Below are 24,158 nucleotides of genomic sequence, written 5' to 3'. Positions count from 1 at the left end.
GACAGCGGGAAGGGGCAGTCGGTTTGACCACGCACGCACCGCAGGCGGCGCAGGCCGTCACGCTGCCCACGACACTGGACGAGGCCGTGGCGGCACTGGCCGCCATGCCCGCCGCCGTTCCGGTCGCGGGCGGCACCGACCTGATGACCGCCGTCAACTCCGGCCAGCTCAGGCCGGCCGCGCTGGTGGGCCTCGGCCGGATCAGCGAGATCCGCGGCTGGCAGTACCAGGACGGTCACGCGCTGCTGGGCGCGGGACTCACCCACGCCCGCATGGGCCGCCCCGACTTCGCGGCGCTCATCCCGGCGCTCGCCGCCGCCGCGCGCGCCGCCGGACCGCCGCAGATCCGCAACGCGGGCACCCTGGGCGGCAACATCGCCTCGGCCGCCCCTACCGGCGACGCGCTGCCGGTGCTGGCCGCCCTGGAGTCGACGCTGATCATCGCCGGCCCGGACGGGGCCCGCCGGGAGATGCCGGTGTCGCACCTGCTGGCCGGCATGGAGATGCTCCGCGCGGGCGAACTCATCGGCTACGTGCGCGTGCCGCTGCTGCACGCGCCGCAGGTCTTCCTGAAGGCGACCGGCCGGACCGGCCCGGGCCGCGCGATGGCCTCCGTGGCGCTGGTCCTCGACCCCGCCCGGCGCGGGGTGCGGTGCGCCGTCGGCGCCATCGCGCCGATGCCGCTGCGCCCCCTGGAGGCCGAGCAGTGGGTGGCCTCGCTCATCGACTGGGACAACGGCCGCGCGATCGTCCCGGAGGCGCTGAGCGCCTTCGGCGAGTACGTCGCCGCCGCCTGCATCCCCGACGCGGCCCCGGCCGAGGACGGCTCCGTACCGCAGCTCCCGCCGGCCGTACTGCACCTGCGGCGCACCGTCGCCGCGCTGGCCCGACGAGCACTGGGGAGGGCGCTGTCGTGACCGACGACCAGCACGACGACCGGCACGGCGATCAGCACGGAGGGGGCACGCCCCCGAGCGGCGGACGCTGGGACCCGCTGCCCCAGGGCGACTACGACGACGGCGCCACCGCCTTCGTGAAACTCCCCGAGGGCGGCGTGGACGCGCTGCTGGCCACCACCGACAGCCCGCTCGCCGCGCCCGGGCACGGCTATGTGCCGCCGCAGATCACGGTCGCGCCCGCCACCACCGCCGGCACCGACCCGGCGGCCACCGGCACCTGGGCGATGCCGGCCGCACCCGTGGACGGCACGCAGTGGCACGTCCCGGACGCGGGGCAGGAGCCCGCCGCTCACCAGGGGTACGCCGAGTACCCGCAGCATGACCCGTACGGCGGGAGCGCGCCGTACGACACGAACGCGCCGTACGACGTGGACGCCGGGCAGGGCGACCGGTTCACGTACCGGCCCGGGGCCACCGGCCAGTGGGACTTCTCCGAGGCCGCGGCCGCCGCCTCCGGCAGCATCGCGCCCGAGCCCGGTGCCGCGTCCGGTCAGGACGTGACCGGTCAGGACGTGACCGGTCAGTGGTCCATTCCCGTCGCCGACGGCGACCTGCCGGACGAGTCGGGCGAGTTCACCCAGTCGTCCCTGGCCGAGCAGTGGGGTGGCACCGCACCGGCCACCCTGCCCGGCGGCGCCCCCGCGCCCTGGGCGACCCAGCCGGCCGGACAGCCGTGGGGCGACCGCGCGGCCCAGGCCGCACCGGGCGGCGAGGAACGGCCGTCCGATGCGGCCGCGTCCGCGCCCGGGGCGCCCGAGTCGGCGGCCGGTCCGTACGTCGAAGCGCCCGCGGCACCCGCCGCGGAGACCGGGCCCTCGGCATCGGCCGCCGACGAGACGGTGACCGACGAGACGGTGACCGACGAGTCCCAGGAGGCTCAGGAGGCCTTCGAGGGGCCCGCGGAGCCACCCGCGGACACCGGCGAGGACGTGGAGGCGGAATCCGGCCCGGAGGCCGCCGAGGAGCCCGTGACGGGCCCGGCGCCGGCCGCCGCGCAGGAGCGCGAGCCGGAGCCCGGGCGGGAGCGCGAGCCGGAGTCCGCGCAGGAGCGCGAGCCGGCCCCCGGGCAGGAGCGCGAGCCGGACCCGGAGGCGGAGCCCCGCACCGCCCCTCGCACCGAGACCGACCCGGCCGCCCCCGAGACCGACCCGGCCGCCTCCCAGGAGCGGGCTCCCGCCGGTCCGCACGAGGAACACCCCCTCGCCTCGTACGTGCTGCGCGTCAACGGCGCCGACCGGCCCGTCACCGACGCCTGGATCGGCGAGTCGCTGCTGTACGTGCTGCGTGAGCGGCTCGGCCTCGCGGGCGCCAAGGACGGCTGCTCGCAGGGCGAGTGCGGCGCCTGCAACGTGCAGGTCGACGGACGGCTGGTCGCCTCCTGTCTGGTCCCGGCCGTCACCAGTGCCGGCAGCGAGGTGCGTACGGTCGAGGGCCTCGCCACCGACGGGCGACCGTCGGACGTGCAGCGGGCGCTCGCGCGGCGCGGCGCGGTGCAGTGCGGCTTCTGCGTGCCCGGCATGGCGATGACCGTGCACAACCTCCTGGAGGGCAACCCGGCGCCGACCGAACTGGAGGCCCGGCAGGCCCTGTGCGGCAACCTCTGCCGCTGCTCCGGCTACCGGGGCGTCCTGGAGGCGGTCAAGGAGGTCGTCGCCGAGCGCGAGGCGCACACCGCCGCCGACGCGGCCGAGACGGACGCCGAGGAGCCCCGTATCCCGCACCAGGCGGGTCCGGGCGCGGGCGGCGTCAACCCGTCGGCGTTCGGGCCCCAGGGACCGCCGGGGACGCCGGACGCCCCAGGACCGCACGACCAGCCCTACGGTGAGAACGGCCAGGACGGAGGCCACGCGTGAGCAACGACGCCGCGACTGCGGAGGCCGCGGGAACCGATGAGGCGCCCCCCGTCCCCGAGCCGATCCCGCACGGCCTCGGCGCGTCCCTGCTGCCCGCCGACGCCCGCGCCAAGACGGAGGGCACCTTCCCGTACGCCGCCGACCTGTGGGCCGAGGGCCTGCTGTGGGCGGCCGTCCTGCGCTCGCCGCACCCGCACGCGCGCATCGTGTCCATCGACACCACCCACGCGCGCGAGATGCCCGGCGTACGGGCGGTCGTCACGCACGAGGACGTACCCGGCGCCCCGCTGCACGGACGCGGCGGCCGGGCCGACCGCCCGGTGTTCGCCTCCGAGGTCGTACGCCACCACGGCGAGCCCATCGCGGCCGTCGCCGCCGACCACCCGGACACGGCGCGGATGGCCGCCGCCGCCGTCATCGTCGAGTACGAGGTGCTCGACCCGGTGACCGACCCGGAGCAGGCCTTCGAGGCCGAACCGCTGCACCCCGACGGCAACCTGATCCGGCACATCCCGCTGCGCCACGGCGACCCGGACGCGGCCGGCGAGGTCGTCGTCGAGGGCCTGTACCGCATCGGCCGCCAGGACCCGGCGCCCATCGGCGCCGAGGCGGGCCTCGCGGTGCCGCGCCCGGACGGCGGCGTGGAGCTGTACCTGGCCTCCACCGATCCGCACGCCGACCGCGACACGGCCGCGTCCTGCTACGGCCTGACACCCGAGCAGGTGAAGATCGTCGTCACCGGGGTGCCCGGTGCCACCGCGGACCGCGAGGACCAGGGCTTCCAGCTGCCGCTCGGCCTGCTGGCGCTGAAGACCGGCTGCCCGGTGAAACTGACCGCCACGCGCGAGGAGTCCTTCCTCGGCCACGTCCATCGGCACCCCACCCTCCTGCGCTACCGCCACCACGCGGACGCCGAGGGCCGGGTGGTGAAGGTCGAGGCGCAGATCCTGCTCGACGCGGGCGCCTACGCCGACACCTCCTCCGACGCCCTGGCCGCCGCGGTGGCGTTCGCCTGCGGTCCCTACGTCGTCCCCAACGCCTTCATCGAGGGCTGGGCCGTGCGCACCAACAACCCGCCCTCCGGCCATGTGCGCGGCGAGGGCGCCATGCAGGTGTGCGCCGCGTACGAGGCGCAGATGGACAAGGTGGCCAAGAAGCTCGGCCTGGACCCGGCCGAGGTGCGGCTGCGCAACGTCCTGGCCACGGGCGACGTGCTCCCCACCGGCCAGACGGTCACGTGTCCGGCCCCCGTCGCCGAACTCCTCCAGGCGGTCCGCGACTTCCCGCTCCCCGCCCTGCCCAAGGACACCCCCGAGGACGAGTGGCTGCTGCCCGGCGGCCCCGAGGGCGCGGGTGAGCCGGGCGCGGTGCGCCGGGGCGTGGGCTACGGCATCGGCATGGTGCACATGCTGGGCGCCGAGGGCGCCGACGAGGTCTCCACGGCTACCGTGAAGGTCCAGGACGGCGTGGCGACGGTGCTGTGCGCGGCGGTCGAGACCGGCCAGGGCTTCACCACCCTGGCCCGGCAGATCGTCCAGGACACCCTCGGCGTCGACGAGGTGCAGGTGGCGCCCGTCGACACCGACCAGCCCCCGGCCGGCGCCGGCTGCCGGGGCCGCCACACCTGGGTGTCGGGCGGCGCGGTGGAACGGGCGGCCAAGATGGTCCGCACCCAGCTCCTCCAGCCCCTCGCGCACCAGTTCGGGATGTCGACCGAGCTGCTCCAGATCGCCGACGGCAAGATCACCTCGTACGACGGCGTGCTGTCGACCACGGTGGCCGAGGCGCTGGAGGGCAAGGAGCTGTGGGCCACCGCCCAGTGCCGCCCGCACCCGACCGAGCCGCTGGACGAGGCGGGCCAGGGCGACGCCTTCGTCGGTATGGCCTTCTGCGCGATCCGCGCGGTGGTGGACGTCGACATCGAGATCGGCTCGGTACGGGTCGTGGAGCTGGCCGTCGCGCAGGATGTGGGCCGCGTGCTGAACCCGGCCCAGCTGACCGCCCGGATCGAGGCGGGCGTGACCCAGGGCGTGGGCATCGCGCTGACGGAGAACCTGCGCACCCCGCGCGGCCTGATCCGCCACCCGGACCTCACCGGCTACGCCCTCCCCACCGCGCTCGACACCCCGGACATCCGGATCGTGAAGCTCGTCGAGGAACGCGACGTGGTCGCGCCCTTCGGCGCGAAGGCGGTCAGCGCGGCACCGGTGGTGGCCTCCCCGGCGGCCGTCGCCTCCGCCGTGCGCGCGGCCACGGGACGCCCGGTCAACCGGCTCCCGATCCGCCCGCAGGCCGCGGTGGTCACCGCCTGACTCGGTGGGCGCCCTCGCGGGCGGGGGCGTTGTCAGTGGTGGCACGTAGGCTGCGAAGCGGTGGGGACGACTGCCGCTCCCACCGGCTACGGCTCGGTCGCGCACACACTCGGGGGAGACGATGCACGGGGTCACCACGGACATGACGACGCGGGCGCCGGCGCGGGTGCCGTCGGGGCGCGAGACGCCGCTGTTGTGGACGTCGGCGGCGGTGATCGGCTGCCTGCTCGTGTCGGCGGGCCGCCGCGCGACGTCCGGTCTCGCCCTCGACCTGTCCTACCGTCTGCTGGCCCGTGAGTTCGGCCGGGGCCGCGTGGCCCGCTTCGAGGACATCGACTTCCCGCCGGCCCTCACCCACGAGCCCACCCGTCGCTTCCTGCGCGACACGGGCCTGCCGGAGGACGCGTTCCCGCTCGGCACCGACGACGACGGGATACCGCTGCCGACCCTGGCGGAGCACTACGGGCCCGCGGTCCCGGCCGAGGCGGCAGGCCAGTTGGTCCGGCTCGGCCGACTGCCCGACGGCAGCGACGTGGTCGTGGACGGCCCGACGGGCACGGTCCTGACCTGGCACCCGGCCGACGCGAGCCTGCGCCCCCTCACCCCGGACGTCTCGACCCTCGTTCTCACGCTGTGTCTGCTGCGCCGCGCGGCAGCACCGGAGGCCGGGGCGGGATTCGAACCCGCGTAACCCTCCGCGGGCGCAGCCCCTGATGCGAGGCCGGTCGTACGACCAAGGTCCCGGTCCCGTACCGCCTTCCGACAGGGGTCAAAGCGGTCTGCGGCCCTTACTCTGGCGACCATGACCGTCCCTGAACCGCGCGACACCGAGGTCGCCGACACCCCCGCCCCCGGTCCGAAGACCGACCGCACCGCGCCCGCCGCCGAGACCGTGCTGAGCCGCGCCTACCGGGCGCTGAGCATCGGCATCGTCTCCGTCGTCGTCCTGATCGCCTTCGAGGCGACGGCGGTCGGTACGGCGATGCCGGTGGCGGCGCGGGAACTGGACGGGGTGTCGCTGTACGCCTTCGCGTTCTCGGGGTACTTCACGACGAGTCTGTTCGGGATGGTGCTCTCGGGTCAGTGGTCGGACCGGCGGGGGCCGCTGGCGCCGCTGACCGCCGGCATCACCGCCTTCGCGGCCGGGCTGGTGCTGTCCGGGACGGCCGGCGCGATGTGGCTGTTCATCCTCGGGCGGGCCGTGCAAGGGCTCGGTGGCGGGCTGGTGATCGTCGCGCTGTACGTCGTCGTCGGGCGGGCCTACCCCGAGCGGCTGCGGCCCGCGATCATGGCGGCGTTCGCGGCGGGCTGGGTCGTCCCGTCGATCGTCGGCCCGCTCGCGTCCGGCGCGGTGACCGAGCACCTCGGCTGGCGCTGGGTGTTCGTCGGCATCCCGGTGCTGGTCGTGCTCCCGCTGGCGCTCGCGCTGCCGCAGATACGCCGCCGGGCGGCCGGGCCGGTGGGCGGGACGGAGGCGCCGGCCTCCTTCGACCGCCGCCGCATCCGCCTCGCCCTCGCCATCTCGCTGGGCGCCGGCCTGCTCCAGTACGCCGCCCAGGACCTGCGCCCGGCCTCGCTGCTGCCCGGCGCGGTGGGCGTGGCGCTGCTCGTCCCGGCCGTCCTCGGGCTGCTGCCGCGCGGCACCTACCGGGCGGTGCGCGGGCTGCCCTCCGTCGTCCTGCTGCGCGGCGTCGCCGCGGGCGCCTTCATCGCCGCGGAGTCCTTCGTCCCGCTGATGCTGGTCACGCAGCGCGGGCTCAGCCCCACGATGGCCGGGTTCTCGCTGGCCGCGGGCGGGGCCACCTGGGCCCTGGGTTCCTGGTTCCAGTCCCGGCCGCGGCTCGAACCCCACCGCGAGCGCCTGATGGCCCTCGGCATGGTCCTGGTGGCGGCGGCCATCGCCACGGCGCCGAGCGTGCTGATCGACGCCGTGCCCGCCTGGACGGTGGCCGTCGCCTGGGGCTTCGGCTGCTTCGGCATGGGCCTGGTGATCTCCTCCACCAGCGTGCTCCTGCTCAAGCTCTCCGCCCCCGAGGAGGCCGGCAGCAACTCCGCCGCCCTCCAGATCTCCGACGGCCTCTCCAACGTCATCCTGCTGTCGGTCGGCGGAGCGGCCTTCGCCGCCCTCGGCGGCGGCACGGTCAGCCACGCGGCCACGGAGGCGACCGGCTCCCACCCGGCGGCCTTCGCGGCGGTGTTCCTGCCGATGGCGGGGGTGGCGCTGGTGGGGGCGTGGGTGGCTACACGGGTGCGGGAGCGATGAGCGCGTAAAAGGATGCGACGGCTGTGACCTCCGTCCCACCCGGGGGTGACCCGCCCCGGTGCGCGCGTTGATCGCGTCGGGGCGCCGGTAGGGTGGCCCGGTTGTCATACGTGGCCGAGCCGCTCTACCCCCTTCGGAGACCGTGACTACCACCGCCAGCTCCAGCACCTCGCACCACCTGTCCCCGGCCTTCCCCGGCCGCGCCCCGTGGGGCACCGCCAGCAAGCTGCGGGCCTGGCAGGAAGGGGCGATGGAGAAGTACCTCCAGGAGCAGCCCCGGGACTTCCTGGCGGTCGCCACCCCCGGCGCCGGCAAGACCACCTTCGCCCTGACGCTCGCGTCCTGGCTGCTGCACCACCACGTCGTGCAGCAGGTGACCGTCGTCGCGCCGACCGAGCACCTGAAGAAGCAGTGGGCGGAGGCGGCCGCGCGGATAGGGATCAAGCTCGACCCCGAGTACAGCGCCGGGCCGCTCAGCCGCGAGTACCACGGCATCGCCATCACCTACGCGGGCGTCGGCGTCCGCCCCATGCTGCACCGCAACCGCGTCGAGCAGCGCAAGACCCTCGTCATCCTCGACGAGATCCACCACGCCGGTGACTCCAAGTCCTGGGGCGAGGCCTGCCTGGAGGCGTTCGAGCCGGCCACCCGCCGCCTCGCGCTGACCGGTACGCCGTTCCGCTCCGACACCAACCCGATCCCCTTCGTCACGTACGAGGAGGGCAACGACGGCATCCGGCGCTCCGCCGCCGACTACACCTACGGGTACGGCTCCGCGCTCGCCGACGGCGTCGTGCGTCCGGTCATCTTCATGAGCTACAGCGGCAACATGCGCTGGCGGACGAAGGCGGGCGACGAGATCGCCGCGCGGCTGGGCGAGCCGATGACCAAGGACGCGGTCAGCCAGGCCTGGCGCACCGCCCTCGATCCGCGCGGTGAGTGGATGCCCGCCGTGCTGCGCGCCGCCGACCAGCGGCTGACCGAGGTCAGGAAGGCCATCCCGGACGCCGGCGCCCTCGTCATCGCCGCCGACCAGGACTCCGCCCGCGCCTACGCCAAACTGATCCGTGAGATCACCGGCAGCAAGGCGACCGTCGTCCTGTCCGACGACACCGGCGCGTCCAAGAACATCGACGACTTCAGCGGCAGCACCGACCGGTGGATGGTCGCCGTCCGCATGGTGTCCGAGGGCGTCGACGTCCCCCGCCTCGCGGTCGGCGTCTACGCCACCACCATCTCCACCCCACTCTTCTTCGCCCAGGCCGTAGGCCGCTTCGTACGCTCCAGGCGCCGCGGCGAGACCGCGTCCGTCTTCCTCCCGACCGTGCCCGACCTGCTCACCTTCGCCAACGAGATGGAGCGCGAGCGCGACCACGTCCTCGACAAGCCCAAGAAGGAGGGCGAGGAGGACCCCTACGCCGAGTCCGAGAAGGAGATGGACGAGGCGAACCGGGAGCAGGACGAGGACACCGGCGAGCAGGAGCAGTTCTCCTTCGAGGCGCTGGAGTCCGAGGCCACCTTCGACCGGGTCATGTACAACGGCGCCGAGTTCGGCATGCAGGCCCACCCGGGGAGCGAGGAGGAGCAGGACTACCTAGGCATCCCCGGCCTGCTGGAGCCCGACCAGGTCCAACTCCTCCTCCAGAAGCGGCAGGCCCGGCAGATCGCGCACAGCCGCAAGAAGCCCGACGACGAGGCCGACCTGCTCGAACTGCCCGCCGAGCGGCGCCCGGTCGTCTCCCACAAGGAGCTGATGGAGCTGCGCAAGCAGCTCAACACCCTGGTCGGCGCCTACGTCCACCAGAGCGGCAAACCGCACGGCGTGATCCACACCGAACTGCGCCGCGTGTGCGGCGGCCCGCCCAGCGCCGAGGCCACCGGCGGACAACTGCGCCAGCGCATCGCCAAGGTGCAGGAGTGGGCCACCCGCATGAAGTGACGGGCGGGGCGTGGGCGCCGCCCGCGTGCGCTGTACGTATCAGGACAAACACAGGTAGTCCACACCGGCCATCGCCCGGATTCTGGACGGAGCCTTCCGCTGAGCGAACCAGGTCGCTACTGTCCCGCTACGCACACGCCCCGTGGCAGCGCCGCCGCGGAGCGCAGCCGTGAAGCGACTGGGCCCGGGCACAAGGCCGGGCCGTCAGCCGATCGGCGGCCTCTGAAGCGCGTCACTGACGGGACTCGGTGACGCAATCCCGCTTGGAGGGCCGCCGACCTCACCACTAAGGAGTGGGCGTCGTGACCGCGGAGACCTCTCAGACGCTCGATCGGGGACTGCGCGTCCTCAAACTGCTGGCCGATACGGACCACGGGCTGACCGTCACCGAGCTATCCCACAAACTGGGCGTGAACCGGACCGTCGTGTACCGGTTGCTCGCCACGCTGGAACAGCACGCACTCGTACGCAGGGATCTGGGCGGACGCGCCCGGGTCGGCCTCGGGGTGCTGGGGCTCGGCCGCCAGGTGCATCCGCTGGTGCGCGAGGCGGCGATGCCGGCGCTGCGGTCGCTGGCCGAGGACATCGGGGCGACGGCCCATCTGACCTTGGTGGACGGGGCGGAGGCGCTGGCCGTGGCCGTCGTCGAGCCGACCTGGACGGACTACCACGTGGCCTACCGGGCGGGGTTTCGGCATCCGCTGGAGCGGGGGGCCGCGGGCAAGGCGATCCTCTCCGCGCGGCAGCAGGCACAGCCGCAGCCGCAGCCTGCCGGTGACGCGGCGGAGGGGCCCGGGTACACCCTGACCCACGGGGAGCTGGAGGCCGGGGCCTGCGGAGCGGCCGCGCCGCTGCTCGGGGTGACGGGGGTGGAGGGCAGCGTCGGCGTGGTGATGCTGGCCGACGTGGTGCCGGAGCGGGTGGGGGCGCGGGTGATGGAGGCGGCGCGGGAGGTGGCGGAGGCGTTGCGGTGACGTCCCTTGGTTGTGGAGGGGCGTCAGCTACGACGGGGCGTCGCGTTAGATTGACCCCGTGCTCTCTCGTCTCACGCGTCCCCAGGCCCTCGCCGTTTGCGGTCTCCCCGTCGTGGCGCTGTTCGCCACCGCCGTGTTCGCGCCGTTGCCGTTCTCCGTGGCGCAGCCGGGGCTGACGGCCGACGTGCTCGGGCAGAACCAGGGCGCCCCGGTGATCACGATCAAGGGGGCGCCCACGCACGGGACGAGCGGGCAGCTGCGGATGACGACCATCGAGGCGACCGGCCCCGACGCGAGCGTGAACCTCGGGGACGTGCTCGGAAGCTGGTTCGACACCGACCGGGCGGTGATGCCGCGCGACGCCGTCTACCCGAGCGGCGACGACGTCAGCGAGATCGAGGAGTACAACGAGGAGCAGATGAAGGAGTCCCAGGACGCGGCGACCACCGCCGCGCTGGGCTACCTGGACCTCGACGCGGCGGACGTGGACGTCGAGCTGCGCCTGGAGGACGTCGGCGGCCCCAGCGCCGGACTGCTCTTCTCCCTCGGCATCGTCGACAAGTTGAGTGCCGGCGACCTCACCGGCGGCCAGGTCATCGCTGGTACCGGCACCATCAGCACCGGCGGCGAGGTCGGTGCCGTGGGCGGTGTGCCGTTGAAGACGCAGGCCGCCCGGCGGGACGGGGCCACCGTCTTCCTGGTGCCGAAGGCCGAGTGCTCGGACGCGCGGGCCGAGCTGCCGCAGGGGCTCCGGCTGATCCCGGTCACCACCCTGAAGGGCGCGGTCGACTCGCTCAACGCCCTGGAGACGGGCAAGGGCAAGGTCCCCACCTGCTGAGAGAGGCGGGGCTCCCCGTTCAGCCCTCCGTCACGAATCCCTTCTCGACCATCCAGTCCAGCGCCACCTGGTGCGGGTCCTCGCCGTCGACGTCGACCTTCGCGTTCAGCGTCCGCGCCACGTCGTTGGTCAGCGCCTCGGTGACCGGGTTGAGGACGGCGGCGATGGCCGGCCACTTCTTCAGGACGTCGGTGCGGACCATGGGCGCCGCGTTGTAGTTCGGGAAGAAGTTCTTGTCGTCCTCCATCACCACCAGGTTCATGGACTTGATCCGCCCGTCGGTGGTGTACACCTCGCCGTAGGTGCAGGCGCCGTCGGCCGTCTGGGTGTAGATGATCCCGGTGTCCATGTCCGTGACGTTCCTGGCCGGGATGTCCATCCCGTAGGCCCTCTCCATGCCCGGCAGCCCGTCCGCCCGGTTGGCGAACTCGACCTCCACGCACAGCGTCACCGCGGCCGGGTCGGTCTTCGACAGCTCGGCCACCTCCGACAGGGTCTTCGTACGGTACTTCTCGTAGTTCGCCTGGTTCATCGCCAGCGCGTAGGTGTTGTTCAGCTCGGCCGGCGGCAGCCAGGTCAGCCCCTTCTTCAGGTCCTCCTTCCGCACGGCCTCCCACTGCTCGCGCGGGTCGGTGATCGGCTCGCTGTGCCCCAGATACGTGATCCAGGCGGTGCCCGTGTACTCGTACGTGGCGTCGGCGTCGCCGTTCTCCACCGCCGCCCGGGTGCCGACGGAGCCCTGGATGCCGGTGCGGTCGAGCACCTCCGCGCCGGCCGCCTGGAAGGCGATGCCCATGATCGCGCCGAGGATCAGCTGCTCCGTGAACTGCTTGGACACGACGGTCAGGTCGGCCCCCTCCAGCGGCCGGCCCTTCCCGATCGTGCCGGGCCCGACGTCGTCGACCATCGGGGAGCCGCTGGTCAGCCCGCAGCCGGAGGCCGCCACCAGCAGCGCCGCCGTCACCGGCCACGTACGGCGTCGCAGGCCCCAAGGCCGTGCCGTGGACCGCGTGCTCATGTCCTCACCTCCAGGCCACGAGGCCGCAGCAGCAGTTCCGCGAGCGAGGCCAGCCAGTCCACCAGCAGCGCGAGGGCCACGGTGAGGATCGAGCCGAGCACCAGCACCGGCATCCGCTGGCTGGTGATCCCGGTGGTGATCAGCACGCCCAGCCCGCCGCCCCCGCCGAAGACGGCCAGCGTCGCCGTACCGACGTTGAGGACGAGGGCCGTGCGCACGCCGGCCAGGATCAGCGGGACGGCCAGCGGCAGCTCCACGCGCGTGAGCACGCCCAGTGGGGACATGCCGATGCCGCGGGCCGCCTCCAGGAGGGTCGGGTCGTTCGCCTTCAGGCCGGCGATGGTGTTGGAGAGCACCGGCAGGACGGCGTAGATGATGATGCCGATCAGGGCAGCCCGGCGGCCGATGCCCAGCCAGATCACCAGCAGCGCCAGCAGGCCGATCGCCGGGGTCGCCTGGCCCATGTTGGCGAACGCCATCGCCACCGGCGTGGCCTTCCGGAACATCCCGCGGGTGAGCAGGACGCCCAGCGGGATCGCGATGATCAGCACGAAGAAGGTGGAGATCACGGTCAGCTGGACGTGCTGCCACAGCGCCTTGGTGACCTGCCCGTCCGACAGGGCGTTCTCGCTCAGCGAGTCCAGGTCGGCCTGCCGGAACCACAGCCAGGTCGCCAGCAGTACGGCGATCAGGACCGCCGGCAGGAAGGTCAACTTCCGCCAGCCGACCTGCCGTTTCGTCGCCTCCGGGGACGGCGGGCGCGGCTCCTGCTCCACCTCGTCCCGGTCGTCGTGGGCGATCCCCCCGATCTCGTGCTCGCCCTCCGGCCGCCGACCGGATGAAGAGCCGGACGAAGAGCCGGACGAAGGACCGGAAGTGCTGCTCACGCCTTCGCCTCCCCTCCGAAGCCCTCCTGCTCGGCATGGGTCTGCTCCGCCCGGGCCTCCTCCAGGTCGTGCTGGTGCTCCAGCGCGTCCAGCCGGTCGGCCTCCAGCAGTTCGTGCACCGAGTTCAGCAGCGTCTCCATGTCGACGACGCCCTCGTACTCGCCGCGCCGCCCGGTGACCGCGACCCGCCCCGTGTTGTCGGTGAGCACCGCCTCCAGCGCGTCCCGCAGGGTCGCGTCCCGGGTCACCGTGTCGTGGACCAGCGTCCCGGCCCGCGCCAGCGAGCCCTTGGCCCGCATCAGGTCGCCGCGCCGCAGCCACTTGTAGGGGCGGCCGCGCCGGTCGAGGAGCAGGATCTCGTTGGTGCCGGCCGCCCGCAGCGCGTTGAAGATGTGCTGGAGCGGGTCCTCCACGGTCACCGTCGGGTAGTCGGTGATCTCCACGTCCCGTACGCGGGTCAGGTTCAGCCGCTTCAGTGCCGCCCCGGCGCCCACGAAGCCGGAGACGAAGTCGTCCGCCGGGTTGGTGAGGATGGCCTCCGGGGTGTCGAACTGGGCGATGTGGGAGCGCTCGCGCAGCACGGCGATCCGGTCGCCCAGCTTGATCGCCTCGTCGAAGTCGTGGGTGACGAAGACGATCGTCTTGTGCAGTTCGTGCTGGAGCCGGATCAGCTCGTCCTGGAGGTGGTCCCGGGTGATCGGGTCGACCGCGCCGAACGGCTCGTCCATCAGCAGCACCGGCGGATCGGCCGCCAGCGCCCGCGCCACGCCCACCCGCTGCTGCTGGCCGCCGGACAGCTGGCGCGGATAGCGGCCGTGGAACTCCCCGGCGTCAAGACCGACCAGGTCGAGCATCTCCTCCACCCGCGACCTGATGCGGGCCTTCGACCAGCCGATCATCTTCGGCACGAGCGCGATGTTCTGGGCGACGGTCATGTGCGGGAAGAGGCCGGAGGCCTGGATCGCGTAGCCGACCTTGCGGCGCAGCTTCACCGGGTCGATGTCGGTGACGTCCTCGCCGTCGATGCGGATGCGTCCGCCGGTGGGCTCGATCAGCCGGTTGATCATCTTCAGGGTGGTCGACTTCCCGCAGCCCGAGGGGCCGACGAAGATGACCGTCTCGCCGGCCTTGATCTCCATCGAGACGTTCTCGACGGCCGGCTGCGGGTTGCCGGGGTAGCGCTTGGTCAGGCAGTCCAGCTCGATGGTCGCCCCGGTGGCGGCAGGGTGGCTGTTCTCGGACACGGATCTCTCGGACACGGATCTCTCAGACACGGATCTCTCAGACACGGATCCCCCTCGGAATGGTCAGCCGTCCGAGCAGGACGTACGCGGCGTCGAACAGCAGTGCCAGGATGATGATGCCGAGCGTGCCCGCGAGGACCTGGTTCAGCGCGTTCTTGCTGCCAAGCGAGGCGATCCCGCGGAAGATCTCGTTGCCGAGCCCCGGCCCGGAGGCGTAGGCGGCGATCGCGGCGATGCCCATCAGCATCTGCGTCGAGACCCGGATGCCGGTGAGGATCGGCGGCCAGGCCAGCGGCAGCTCCACCCTCAGCAGCCGGGCCACGCGCGACATCCCGATGCCCGTCGCGGCGTCCACCAGCGCCGGGTCCACCCCGCGCAGGCCGACGATCGCGTTGCGCACGATCGGCAGCAGCCCGTACAGGACCAGCGCGGTCACCGTCGGCGGCACGCCCAGCCCCACGATGGGGATGAGCAGTCCGATCATGGCCAGCGACGGGATGGTCAGGATCGTCGACGTGGTCAGTGTCGCCAGGTTCCCCGCCCACTCGCTGCGGTAGGTGACGACGCCGATCAGGACCCCGAGCAGCGTCGCCACGACCATGCACTGGAAGACGGCGCTGGCGTGCTGGTAGGCGTCGGTGAGCAGCTGCTGGTGGCGGCTGCCGAGGAACTCCCAGAAGTTCACCGCCGCTCACCTCCGGGATTCGGGCCGGCCGGGGAGCCGGTCTCAGTCGCGTCTGCCGCTGTCCTCGGCCGCCTGCTCCACCAGCGGGATGATCCGCAGCGGAACGGGGTTCTCCATGACGATCGCCGTGGAGGCCCGGACAATGCCATCAAAACCGACAACCAGGTCGATCACACGCTGGAGATCGGCGTTCGAGCGGGCCACCAGCCGGCACAGCATGTCCCCGGTGCCGGTCGTGGTGTGCAGCTCCAGCACCTCCGGGACGGTCGCCAAGTGCGCCCGTACGTCGGCGCCTTGGCCCTGCCGGATCTGGAGCGTGGCGAACGCGGTGACCGGGTAGCCGAGCGCCGCCGGGTCCACCTCGGGGCCGAAGCCGCGGATGACTCCGTTCGACTGAAGCCGGTCCAGCCGCGCCTGCACGGTGCCGCGCGCCACGCCCAGGCGCCGGGACATCTCCAGCACCCCGATCCGCGGCTCCCGGGCCAGTAGCCCGATGATCCGCCCGTCCAGTCGATCGATCGCCATGCCCGCGCCCTCCCGGAGGATAACCCTGGTCATCCTGTACAGATCGCCCGCCCCCACCGCCGTATCACTGGTCAGGTTGCCCAGTGAAGACGCAAACTATTGCGCACCTTGCAGACGCGGGAGACCCTGCGGCTATGACGCAGACCACACACCACACTCCCGACACCGCCCGGCAGGCCGACCCCTTCCCGGTCAAGGGAATGGACGCGGTCGTCTTCGCCGTGGGCAACGCCAAGCAGGCGGCGCACTACTACTCCACCGCCTTCGGCATGCAGCTGGTCGCCTACTCCGGACCGGAGAACGGCAGCCGGGAGACCGCGAGCTACGTCCTGGAGAACGGCTCCGCCCGCTTCGTCTTCACCTCGGTGATCAAGCCCGCCACCGAGTGGGGCGACTTCCTCACCCAGCACGTGGCCGAGCACGGCGACGGCGTCGTCGACCTCGCCATCGAGGTCCCCGACGCGCGCGCCGCCCACGCCTACGCCGTCGAGCACGGCGCCCGCTCGATCGCCGAGCCGCACGAGGTCAAGGACGAGCACGGCACCGTCGTCCTCGCCGCCATCGCCACCTACGGCGAGACCCGCCACACCCTCGTCGAGCGCACCGGCTACGACGGCCCCTACCTGCCCGGCTACGCCGCCGCCGAGCCGATGGTCGAGCCGCCCGCCAAGCGCACCTTCCAGGCCGTCGACCACTGCGTCGGCAACGTCGAACTCGGCCGCATGAACGAGTGGGTCGGCTTCTACAACAAGGTCATGGGCTTCACGAACATGAAGGAGTTCGTGGGCGACGACATCGCCACCGAGTACTCCGCGCTGATGTCCAAGGTGGTCGCCGACGGCACCCTCAAGGTCAAGTTCCCGATCAACGAGCCCGCGGTCGCCAAGAAGAAGTCCCAGATCGACGAGTACCTGGAGTTCTACGGCGGCGCCGGCGTCCAGCACATCGCGCTGAACACGAACGACATCGTGGCCACCGTACGCACGATGAGGGCGGCCGGCGTCCAGTTCCTGGACACGCCCGACTCGTACTACGACACGCTCGGCGAGTGGGCGGGTGAGACCCGGGTGCCCGTGGAGACGCTGCGCGAGCTGAAGATCCTCGTCGACCGCGACGAGGACGGCTACCTGCTGCAGATCTTCACCAAGCCGGTCCAGGACCGCCCGACCGTCTTCTTCGAGATGATCGAACGGCACGGCTCGATGGGCTTCGGCAAGGGCAACTTCAAGGCCCTGTTCGAGGCGATCGAGCGCGAGCAGGAGAGGCGCGGCAACCTCTGACATCAGGTCCGCAAAGGCGGATCTCAGGCGGGCGGGTCCTCCACGGAGGGCTCGCCCAGCTCCGCCAGCGCCCGCTTCGCCTCCGGCGCCCGCAGCGGCGAGAAGTACGGGTTGATCATCAGCGCCTCCCGCAGGTGCCGCCGCGCGGGCCCGTACCGCCCCAGTTCCTTCTCGATCACACCCCGGTGGAACACGTGCAGCGCGCTGCGCACCCCGCCGCCCTGGTCGCCGTCCGTCGCGATCGTCGCGAACTCCAGCGCCTCCTCGTCCTCACCGGCCCGGTGCAGCGCCCAGCCCAGCGCGTCGGCCACCGCGATCCCCGGCTGCCGCCCCCACTCGGTCCGCAGCCGCCGCACCGCCGCCGCCGGGTCCCCGTGGTCCGCCTCGAACCGCCCCAGCACCAACTCCTCGTCGGCCCCGGCCGCCTCGGCGCCCCGCACCCGCGCCCGCAGCAGGTCGTACTGCACCAGCGCGGCCTGCCCGAGCCCCAGCGACTCGTACAACTCGCCCAGCTCCAGCGCGTACTCCGGACTCGGCCGCTTGGCCAGCGCCGCCTGGTACGCGGACAGCGCGTCCGTCGTCCGGCCCAGCGCCGCCAGCGCACGCGCCCGCCCGGCCTGCGCGGCCCGCTGGTCGGGGTCGGTGCGCAGCGCCTCCTCGAAGAACCGCAGCGCCTCCTGACGGTCCCCGCGCTCGAACGCCAGCCGCCCGGCCTGCTCCAGATACGCCGCCCGCTCGGCCGGCGCCTCGGCAGCCGCCGCCGCGTCGGAGATCTGCGCCGCCGCGTCCTCCCGCCAGCCCCGGTCCCGGTAGACGGCCGCGGCCCGCGCCCTGACCGCCGGTGTCCCCGGGCGCAGCTCCATCACCTTGTCCAGGGCCCGCCCCACGCCCTCGTGGTCGCCGAGACCGGTGTAGGCGTCGATCAGCACCGCGTGCGCCGTCCACCGCTTCGGCGCCGCCTTCGCCGCGCTCTCGCCCCACTTCTTCGCCGCGGGGAAGTCCCGCCGCGCCACCGCCAGCGCCGCCAGCCCCTCCAGCGCCTGCGGATTGCGCTTCGCCCCGACCTTCAGCGAGGTGCGCAGCGCCTTCTCGGCCTTCGGCCAGTTCGCGGTGTCCGCCGTACGCCGGCCCTGCTCGACGTACGCCGCCCCCAGCACCGCCCACGACACGCCGTCCAGCGGATGCGCCCGCAGATGGGTCTCCCGGTCGCCGATCAGTACGGCCAGGTCGGGCAGCGCGGCCGGCACGCCCGTGGTGACCGCCCCGCGCGCCAGCGCGGCCGGCCCCGGCGCGGGCGGGGGAGCGTCGCCGCCGTCCCAGGGGAGCAGCACCAGGACCCCGCCGAGTACGACGGCCCCGGCGACGGAGGCGATCAGCACCCGGCTCCGGCGGCGTGAGCGCCACCCGTGTTCGGTCTCCCTCTTCATGACCTCCATGGCGCTTACTGTGCGCCCATACGACGAGCACACCGGGACTTGCGCCGGGTGCCGTCGACGGGGTTCACACCGATGGCCCCCGGGTGCGAACCTCCGATCATGAGCCGTATCGAAGCGCCTCGCGACAAAGGCGACGCAGCCCACGAAGCCGGAGCGGTCACGGCGGCCTCCGGCACCCTCGTCGACCGGCTGCTCGCCGGCCTGCCGGCCGAGTCCGTCCTCACCGACCCCGACGTCACCGCCTCCTACGCCAACGACATGGCGAGCTTCTGCCCGGCCGGTGCCCCCGCGGCGGTGGTCCTACCGCGCACCGTGGAGGAGGTCCAGCACGTGATGCGCACCGCCACCGCGCTGCGCGTCCCCGTCGTCCCGCAGGGCGCCCGCACCGGCCTGTCCGGCGCGGCCAACGCCAGCGACGGCTGCGTCGTGCTGTCCCTGACCAGGATGGACCGCATCCTGGAGATCAACCCGGTCGACCGCGTCGCCGTCGTCGAACCGGGCGTCGTCAACGCCGCGCTCTCCCGCGCGGTGAACGAACACGGCCTGTACTACCCGCCCGACCCCTCCAGCTGGGAGATGTGCACCATCGGCGGCAACATCGGCACCGCCTCCGGCGGCCTGTGCTGCGTCAAGTACGGGGTGACCGCCGAGTACGTCCTCGGCCTAGACGTCGTCCTCGCCGACGGCCGTCTGATGTCCACCGGCCGCCGCACCGCGAAGGGCGTCGCCGGGTACGACCTCACCCGCCTCTTCGTCGGCTCCGAGGGCTCCCTCGGCATCGTCGTACGGGCCGTCCTCGCCCTGCGCCCCAAGCCGCCCCAGCAGCTCGTGCTGGCCGCCGAGTTCGCCTCCGCGACCGCCGCCTGCGACGCGATCTGCCGGATCATGGAGGGCGGGCACGTGCCGTCCCTCCTCGAACTGATGGACCGTACGACCGTCAAGGCGGTCAACGACCTCGCCCACATGGGTCTGCCGGAGAGCACCGAGGCCCTGCTGCTGGCCGCCTTCGACACCGCCGACCCGGCCGCCGACCTCGCCGCCGTCGGCGCGCTGTGCGAGGCCGCGGGCGCCACGCAGGTGGTCCCCGCCGACGACGCGGCCGAGTCCGAACTCCTCCTCCAGGCCCGCCGCCTGTCCCTCACCGCCCTGGAGGCCGTCAAGGGCACGACGATGATCGACGACGTGTGCGTGCCCCGGTCCCGGCTCGGCGACATGCTGGAGGGCATCGAGCGCGTCGCCGCGAAGTACGACCTCACCATCGGCGTCTGCGCCCACGCGGGCGACGGCAACACCCACCCCACCGTCTGTTTCGACGCCCAGGACCCCGACGAGTCCCGGCGCGCCCGTGAGTCCTTCGACGAGATCATGGCCCTCGGCCTGGAACTGGGCGGCACCATCACCGGCGAGCACGGCGTGGGCGTACTGAAGAAGGAGTGGCTGGCGCGGGAGATCGGCCCGGTGGGCCTGGAGATGCAGCGGGCGGTCAAACAGGCCTTCGACCCGCTGGACATCCTCAATCCGGGCAAGCTCTTCTGACCGTTCCTCCCCTCCCACTGGGCTCACTCGGCTCACTCGGCTCACCGGGCGAGCAGCTCGGCCAGCCCGTCGTCGATGCCGAGCTGCCCGCCCTCGGTGCCGGGCGGCACCGCCCGCAGGGTCCGCTCCAGCCAGGCCGACACCTGCGGCGTCGGCGCCTCCAGAAGGGCGTCACCGTCCGGGCTGCTCAGCGCCATGAGCACGACGCTGCGGCCCTCCGCCTTCGACGGCCACACCCGCACGTCCCCGTGCCCGCACGGCCGGAACACCCCCTCTACCAGCAGATCGCGGGCGAACGTCCAGTGCACCGGGTGGCCGGAGTCGATGTGGAAGGTGATGTGGACGGCGTACGGGTCGTCGGTGTGGTAGCCGAGCAGGGCCGGTACCGGGATGCCGCGCTCGGGCGACAGGATGAGCCTCAGCTCCAGTTCGCGTTCCACGACGGTGGTGTTGGGGTGCATGGCGGGGTTGTCCTCTCTCGTACGGGTCCGCACGGGCCGCCTGGAACGGGCCCGCACGAGTGAGAGCGGCCGGGGCCGCGAGCGTTACGCGGATTCGCGGAACTTTTTCCAACCTCTGTCCCCGGTGTGAAGGTCCATGCAGAGGTTGCCCGGAAAGGGGTGGGTCCGGCGGGACCGGCGGTGCGGATTGCGCCCGTCTGATAGATGTTGAGCCCCCATATCAACCCCCGAGCAGATACGGGACGACGGACATGAGCGCCCCAACCCCGGCCCCCGGCGACGACAGGCCCCGCGAAGGGTATTACCCGGACCCGTCCATTCCTGGATACGTCCGGTACTGGAACGGCGCCTCCTGGGTGCCGGGCACCAGCCGGCCCGCCCCCAAGGACGGCGAGTCGCTCGCGCCTCCGCCCGGCGCGCGGCCCTCCGTCGAGGAGACCGGCCCGCACTTCTTCGACGAGGACCCGGTCGACGAGCCGCCCGGCGCCGCGTCCCAGCACGGCAGCCGCCCGGAACCCGCGACGGCCTGGGGCGCCGACCGCTCCCGCCAGTCCGGCTTCGCCGACGATCCGAACCACCGCGTCGCATGGCCGGGTGCCGCCCAGGGCGCGGACCCGAGGGTCCCGCACGCCCGGGGCGCGCGGCCGGCCGGGGGAGTGGCGGCCGAGTCCGGTCCCGCCGACGCGGGCAGCGGCACGGTCCGGCCGGGTGCCGGCGCGAGCGCCGTCGGCGGTGCTCAGGACGGGCAGGCCTCCGGCGGACCCGCCGGTGCCGGTGCCGGGGCGTCGGGTGGCTCCCGGGCCGGGGCCGCCGGTGGCGGCTCCGTACCCGCGGGCCCGGGCGGCGGCCGGTCCGCCGACGCCCGATCCGCGCAGGGCGACGACGCCCGTTCCAGGCGGTCGGACGCCTCGGCGGGGGCCGCCGCGTCCGGCGAGGCGGAGGCCGGGTCGGGCAACACCTTCGTCTTCCGGCGGCCGACGGCCGGGTCCCGGGGCGCCCAGGCCCCGGGCGCCTCGGACGGCGGTGCCGCCGCCGACGAGGGCACCATGACCTTCCGCGCGGTCTCCCCGCGCGCGGCCTCGGGCGGCCCCGGCTTCAACGCCGGGAAGGCCGCGGCCGCCCGAGCGGCGGCCGCGCAGGCCCCCGCCGCTCCCGCAGCCCCTGCCGGTCCGCAGCAGACGGGCGGCGCCACCGGCCCGGCCGTCCCCCACCAGGCCGCCGCCCCGCAGCCCGCGGCCTCGCAGCCTGCCGTCCCGCAACCGGCGGCCTCGCAGCCTGTGGCCTCGCCGCAGCAGCCCGCCGCCTCGGCCCCGCTCGCGGCCGGGCCCGGCGGCGGTCAGTCCTCGTGGGCGCAGCAGGTGCACCGGCTCGCCGGTGCCGACGGGGACGAGCAGCCCGTCGCGCCCTGGAAGCCGCCGGTCGAGGACGTGTTCCAGGCCGCCGCCCGGCGCCAGGCGGCGGCCCGCCCCGCCGGGCTCGGCAAGCGGCTGGCCGCCCGGCTGATCGACACCGTCGTCCTCGCGGGCGTCACGGGTGTGGCTGCCGTGCCCCTCGGCATGAAGGCGGTCGACCACGTAAACGGCAAGATCGACGAGGCCAAGCTCTCCGGCGAGACCGTCACGGTATGGCTGCTCGACGGCACGACCTCCATGTACCTGGGCATCGTCCTGGCCGTCCTGCTGCTCTTCGGCGTCGTCTACGAGGCGCTGCCCACCGCCAAGTGGGGCCGCACCCTGGGCAAGAAGCTGCTCGGCCTGGAGGTACGGGACATCGAGGCCCACGAGCCCCCGTCCTTCGGCGCGGCCCTGCGCCGCTGGCTGGTCTACAGCGTGCCCGGCCTGCTGGTCGTCGGTGTCGTCGGCGTCGCGTGGTGCCTGTTCGACCGCCCGTGGCACCAGTGCTGGCACGACAAGGCGTCCCGCACGTTCGTAGCCGGCTGACCCGAGCCCCGACACCTTCGGCCCGGCCCCCAGCCGCCCGCCGCCCACCCTCTGCCTCGGTCGGCGGCGCCCGCTCCCCGGGCTGGGTCGGTGGAGGCGCCCCAGGGCCGGGTTGGCGGCGCCGCTCCCGGCCTCGGCCGACGGCGCCGCCCCCGACCTCGGCCGGCTCGGAGCCGACGGTCACACGGCGCTCCGCGCCGCGCGGGCTCGCGGGCTGGGCGGAGGCCCGCCCGGCACCCGCGGCCCGTAGCCCAGCGCTACTGCCGCAGGCATCGTGTCCCGGGCGGTCGCCGCCTCCGGACCGGCGCCCGTGACCGCGTGGCGTACGCCGCCCCACCGCGCGAGACCGCGAGACCGTGCCAACGGGCCCGCGCTCCCGTGCCGGTGAGCACCCCGCGCCGCCGTCGCGGGCACCCGGCGGCCGGTGTCCCGCATACCGCCCCGGCCCCGCCGCCGGAGGCACCCGTACTCCGGACGGCGGCTCGCCGGATGCGCGGTCGGGGGGTTCGCGGTCGACTCGGGCCATGAGCAGTGAACCGCCCCCCGGCTCCGGCGGGCAGCCGCCGGAAGACGACCCGTTCAGGAAGCGTCCCTCGTCCCCCGGGCCGGGTCCGGAACCCGGCCCCGGCGAGGGCGGCACGGGCTCGCCGTACGACAACCCGCCCCCGCCCGACGGCACCGGCCGACCCCCGCCTCCCGGTGGCGGCGGGCCCTACGGCGCCCCGCCTCCCGGTGGCGGCGGGCCCTACGGCGCCCCACCCCCCGGCGGTGGCGGACCCTACGGCGGTGATCCGTACGGCGGCGGCTCCGATCCGCTCGCCGGCATGCCGCCGCTCGCCGACAGCGGACGGCGCACGCTCGCGCGGATCATCGACATGATCCTCGTGGGCATCGTGGTCTGGCTGCTCAGCTGGGCGTTCAACGTCCAGGAGTACCAAGTGGACGGCGACGAGGTCGAGGTCGGCAAGTCGTTCGGGCAGTCGCTGATCGCCGCTGTGCTCTACATCGCCTACGACACCTACATGACCACCAAGACGGGCCAGACCCTGGGCAAGAAGTGGCTCGGCCTGCGCGTGGGCAACCTGGACAACGGCGCCACGCCCTCGGTGCAGACGTCGCTGATCCGCGCCCTGGTGCTGTGGATCCCGTTCGCCTTCTGCTGCGCCTGTGTCTGGACGATCATCGCGGGCGGCTGGAGCTTCTTCGACCGGCCCTACAAGCAGGGCCTGCACGACAAGGCGGCCAAGACGGTGGTGGTCAGCGCCCGCTGAGGTCCTGGGAGGCGAGCGTCAGGCGGCGCGGCCGCGGGCCGGCTCGCGCGCCCCCGCGGAGACCCGGGCCGCCGGCACCGGCTCCCGGGCCGCGGCCGGCCCGCGGGCCGGCACGGCGGTCACCGTGCGCGTCCTGGGCAGGGGGGCCGTCATGGCGACCAGCAACCCGAGAGCGAGCGCCGCGACGACGATGACGGTGATTCCGGGGCCCGAACTCGTCTGGGACAGCAGCAGCATGGCGAGCGTCGAGAAGATCACGGTGCACGAACCGTAGGCGAACTGGGCGGCAGTCGGACGGGGCATGGCCATCGTGTCCTCGTGAAGACAATCTGGGGTGAGACGTGCTGTCGGCCTGGCTTTCCGCCGGCTTCCGGGCGTTCCGCCAAGCGACTCTAACCCGCTGTGTGCCCGAGTGGAACCAGCGGTAAGCATGACCTAACCGACAGGGCCGATGCACGGGGGGCGCACGGATTCATGGCGTCCGGGAAGTGGACGGTCCCGCGCGCCCGTCGGAGGACGCCACGGCGGCCGCGGTGGCGACAACGGTCACGATTCGGTGTCCGCAAAGCGAACGTCGGCTCCGCATAGTGCACTTGTTCTGCTCAAGTCAAGGTCTGTCTTTTCCGGTGAACCTCTAGTCAAATGTCGTCACTTGACTACACGCGTTGAACACGTGTGCGCGGACCTGCCCTGTCCTTGTCCCCCCATCCGCGCGCGTGGACGCGGGGGAGGAACTC

Annotated in this window: 20 protein-coding genes; 12 read left to right on the top strand and 8 right to left on the bottom strand. The window is 73.5% G+C overall.

The features are described from left to right. Positions 1–23: 23 nt before the first annotated feature. From ACFW48_RS03650 to ACFW48_RS03615, 8 genes are all read left to right on the top strand, one after another. Entirely contained in the window at positions 24–917 is an 894-nt protein-coding gene (locus tag ACFW48_RS03650) for a xanthine dehydrogenase family protein subunit M (protein WP_055417181.1), read from the top strand. Then, entirely contained in the window at positions 914–2,812 is a 1,899-nt protein-coding gene (locus ACFW48_RS03645; protein ID WP_386310100.1) for a 2Fe-2S iron-sulfur cluster-binding protein, read from the top strand. Before ACFW48_RS03650 ends, ACFW48_RS03645 begins: the two co-directional genes overlap by 4 nt. After that, positions 2,809–5,124: a xanthine dehydrogenase family protein molybdopterin-binding subunit gene (locus tag ACFW48_RS03640; protein ID WP_386310097.1), complete on the top strand. Its 2,316-nt coding sequence runs from the start codon at positions 2,809–2,811 to the stop codon at positions 5,122–5,124. Before ACFW48_RS03645 ends, ACFW48_RS03640 begins: the two co-directional genes overlap by 4 nt. Before the next feature lie 121 nt (positions 5,125–5,245). After that, on the top strand, positions 5,246–5,815 hold the full coding sequence (locus ACFW48_RS03635; protein ID WP_386310095.1) for an SUKH-4 family immunity protein: 570 nt from the start codon (positions 5,246–5,248) through the stop codon (positions 5,813–5,815). A gap of 111 nt (positions 5,816–5,926) precedes the next feature. After that, positions 5,927–7,387 carry an MFS transporter gene (locus tag ACFW48_RS03630; protein ID WP_386310093.1) on the top strand — a complete coding sequence of 487 codons (1,461 nt, stop codon included), beginning with the start codon at positions 5,927–5,929 and terminating at the stop codon, positions 7,385–7,387. A 142-nt stretch (positions 7,388–7,529) separates the two neighbouring features. Further along, positions 7,530–9,326 carry a DEAD/DEAH box helicase gene (locus tag ACFW48_RS03625; RefSeq protein WP_386310090.1) on the top strand — a complete coding sequence of 599 codons (1,797 nt, stop codon included), beginning with the start codon at positions 7,530–7,532 and terminating at the stop codon, positions 9,324–9,326. Positions 9,327–9,628: 302 nt separating this feature from the next. Beyond that, positions 9,629–10,300: an IclR family transcriptional regulator gene (locus ACFW48_RS03620; protein ID WP_386310088.1), complete on the top strand. Its 672-nt coding sequence runs from the start codon at positions 9,629–9,631 to the stop codon at positions 10,298–10,300. 58 nt (positions 10,301–10,358) lie between these two features. After that, positions 10,359–11,138 (top strand): S16 family serine protease, encoded by a 780-nt coding sequence (locus ACFW48_RS03615; RefSeq protein ID WP_386310085.1) that lies wholly within the window; start codon positions 10,359–10,361, stop codon positions 11,136–11,138. A 19-nt stretch (positions 11,139–11,157) separates the two neighbouring features. Here the strand turns inward: ACFW48_RS03615 and ACFW48_RS03610 are convergent, their stop codons facing one another. From ACFW48_RS03610 to ACFW48_RS03590, 5 genes are read right to left on the bottom strand one after another with little or no spacing between them, the layout of a single operon-like run. Then, complete coding sequence (locus ACFW48_RS03610) at positions 11,158–12,156, bottom strand: glycine betaine ABC transporter substrate-binding protein (RefSeq protein ID WP_386310082.1); 999 nt, start codon at positions 12,154–12,156, stop codon at positions 11,158–11,160. Next, complete coding sequence (locus ACFW48_RS03605; protein WP_386310079.1) at positions 12,153–13,043, bottom strand: ABC transporter permease; 891 nt, start codon at positions 13,041–13,043, stop codon at positions 12,153–12,155. The genes ACFW48_RS03610 and ACFW48_RS03605 overlap by 4 nt, the downstream gene beginning before the upstream one ends. Next, complete coding sequence (locus tag ACFW48_RS03600) at positions 13,040–14,302, bottom strand: betaine/proline/choline family ABC transporter ATP-binding protein (protein WP_386310078.1); 1,263 nt, start codon at positions 14,300–14,302, stop codon at positions 13,040–13,042. Before ACFW48_RS03600 ends, ACFW48_RS03605 begins: the two co-directional genes overlap by 4 nt. Positions 14,303–14,324: 22 nt before the next feature. Next, positions 14,325–14,972: an ABC transporter permease gene (locus tag ACFW48_RS03595; protein WP_386310075.1), complete on the bottom strand. Its 648-nt coding sequence runs from the start codon at positions 14,970–14,972 to the stop codon at positions 14,325–14,327. 42 nt (positions 14,973–15,014) lie between these two features. After that, positions 15,015–15,497 carry an Lrp/AsnC family transcriptional regulator gene (locus ACFW48_RS03590; RefSeq protein WP_121747227.1) on the bottom strand — a complete coding sequence of 161 codons (483 nt, stop codon included), beginning with the start codon at positions 15,495–15,497 and terminating at the stop codon, positions 15,015–15,017. 134 nt (positions 15,498–15,631) lie between these two features. Here ACFW48_RS03590 and hppD point away from each other — a divergent pair, with 134 nt between their 5' ends. After that, the gene (gene hppD / locus ACFW48_RS03585) at positions 15,632–16,777 is read left to right on the top strand and encodes a 4-hydroxyphenylpyruvate dioxygenase (protein ID WP_386310073.1); all 1,146 of its coding nucleotides are present in this window, start codon (positions 15,632–15,634) and stop codon (positions 16,775–16,777) included. A gap of 23 nt (positions 16,778–16,800) precedes the next feature. On the opposite strand, the gene ACFW48_RS03580 is transcribed toward hppD, so the two are convergent. Then, entirely contained in the window at positions 16,801–18,213 is a 1,413-nt protein-coding gene (locus tag ACFW48_RS03580; RefSeq protein WP_386310071.1) for a tetratricopeptide repeat protein, read from the bottom strand. Positions 18,214–18,312: 99 nt separating this feature from the next. On the opposite strand from ACFW48_RS03580, the gene ACFW48_RS03575 reads away from it, so the two are divergent. Then, positions 18,313–19,749 (top strand): FAD-binding oxidoreductase, encoded by a 1,437-nt coding sequence (locus tag ACFW48_RS03575; protein WP_386310069.1) that lies wholly within the window; start codon positions 18,313–18,315, stop codon positions 19,747–19,749. A 41-nt stretch (positions 19,750–19,790) separates the two neighbouring features. Here ACFW48_RS03575 and ACFW48_RS03570 read toward each other — a convergent pair whose 3' ends face one another. Then, a complete protein-coding gene (locus ACFW48_RS03570; RefSeq protein ID WP_386310068.1) occupies positions 19,791–20,210 on the bottom strand; it encodes an SsgA family sporulation/cell division regulator in 420 nt (139 codons plus the stop codon). A 251-nt stretch (positions 20,211–20,461) separates the two neighbouring features. On the opposite strand from ACFW48_RS03570, the gene ACFW48_RS03565 reads away from it, so the two are divergent. Together ACFW48_RS03565 and ACFW48_RS03560 are read left to right on the top strand one after the other, a co-directional pair. Further along, on the top strand, positions 20,462–22,150 hold the full coding sequence (locus tag ACFW48_RS03565) for an RDD family protein (protein ID WP_386310065.1): 1,689 nt from the start codon (positions 20,462–20,464) through the stop codon (positions 22,148–22,150). Positions 22,151–22,674: 524 nt separating this feature from the next. Next, a complete protein-coding gene (locus tag ACFW48_RS03560) occupies positions 22,675–23,421 on the top strand; it encodes an RDD family protein (RefSeq protein ID WP_386310063.1) in 747 nt (248 codons plus the stop codon). 18 nt (positions 23,422–23,439) lie between these two features. Here ACFW48_RS03560 and ACFW48_RS03555 read toward each other — a convergent pair whose 3' ends face one another. Beyond that, complete coding sequence (locus tag ACFW48_RS03555; RefSeq protein WP_386310062.1) at positions 23,440–23,724, bottom strand: hypothetical protein; 285 nt, start codon at positions 23,722–23,724, stop codon at positions 23,440–23,442. Between the last annotated feature and the right edge of the window lie 434 nt (positions 23,725–24,158).

It is taken from the genome of Streptomyces sp. NPDC058812 (assembly GCF_042744565.1).
Lineage (GTDB): Bacteria > Actinomycetota > Actinomycetes > Streptomycetales > Streptomycetaceae > Streptomyces > Streptomyces thinghirensis.
Note: the sequence above shows the minus strand (reverse complement) of the source record. Positions and strands in the feature narration are given on the sequence as shown.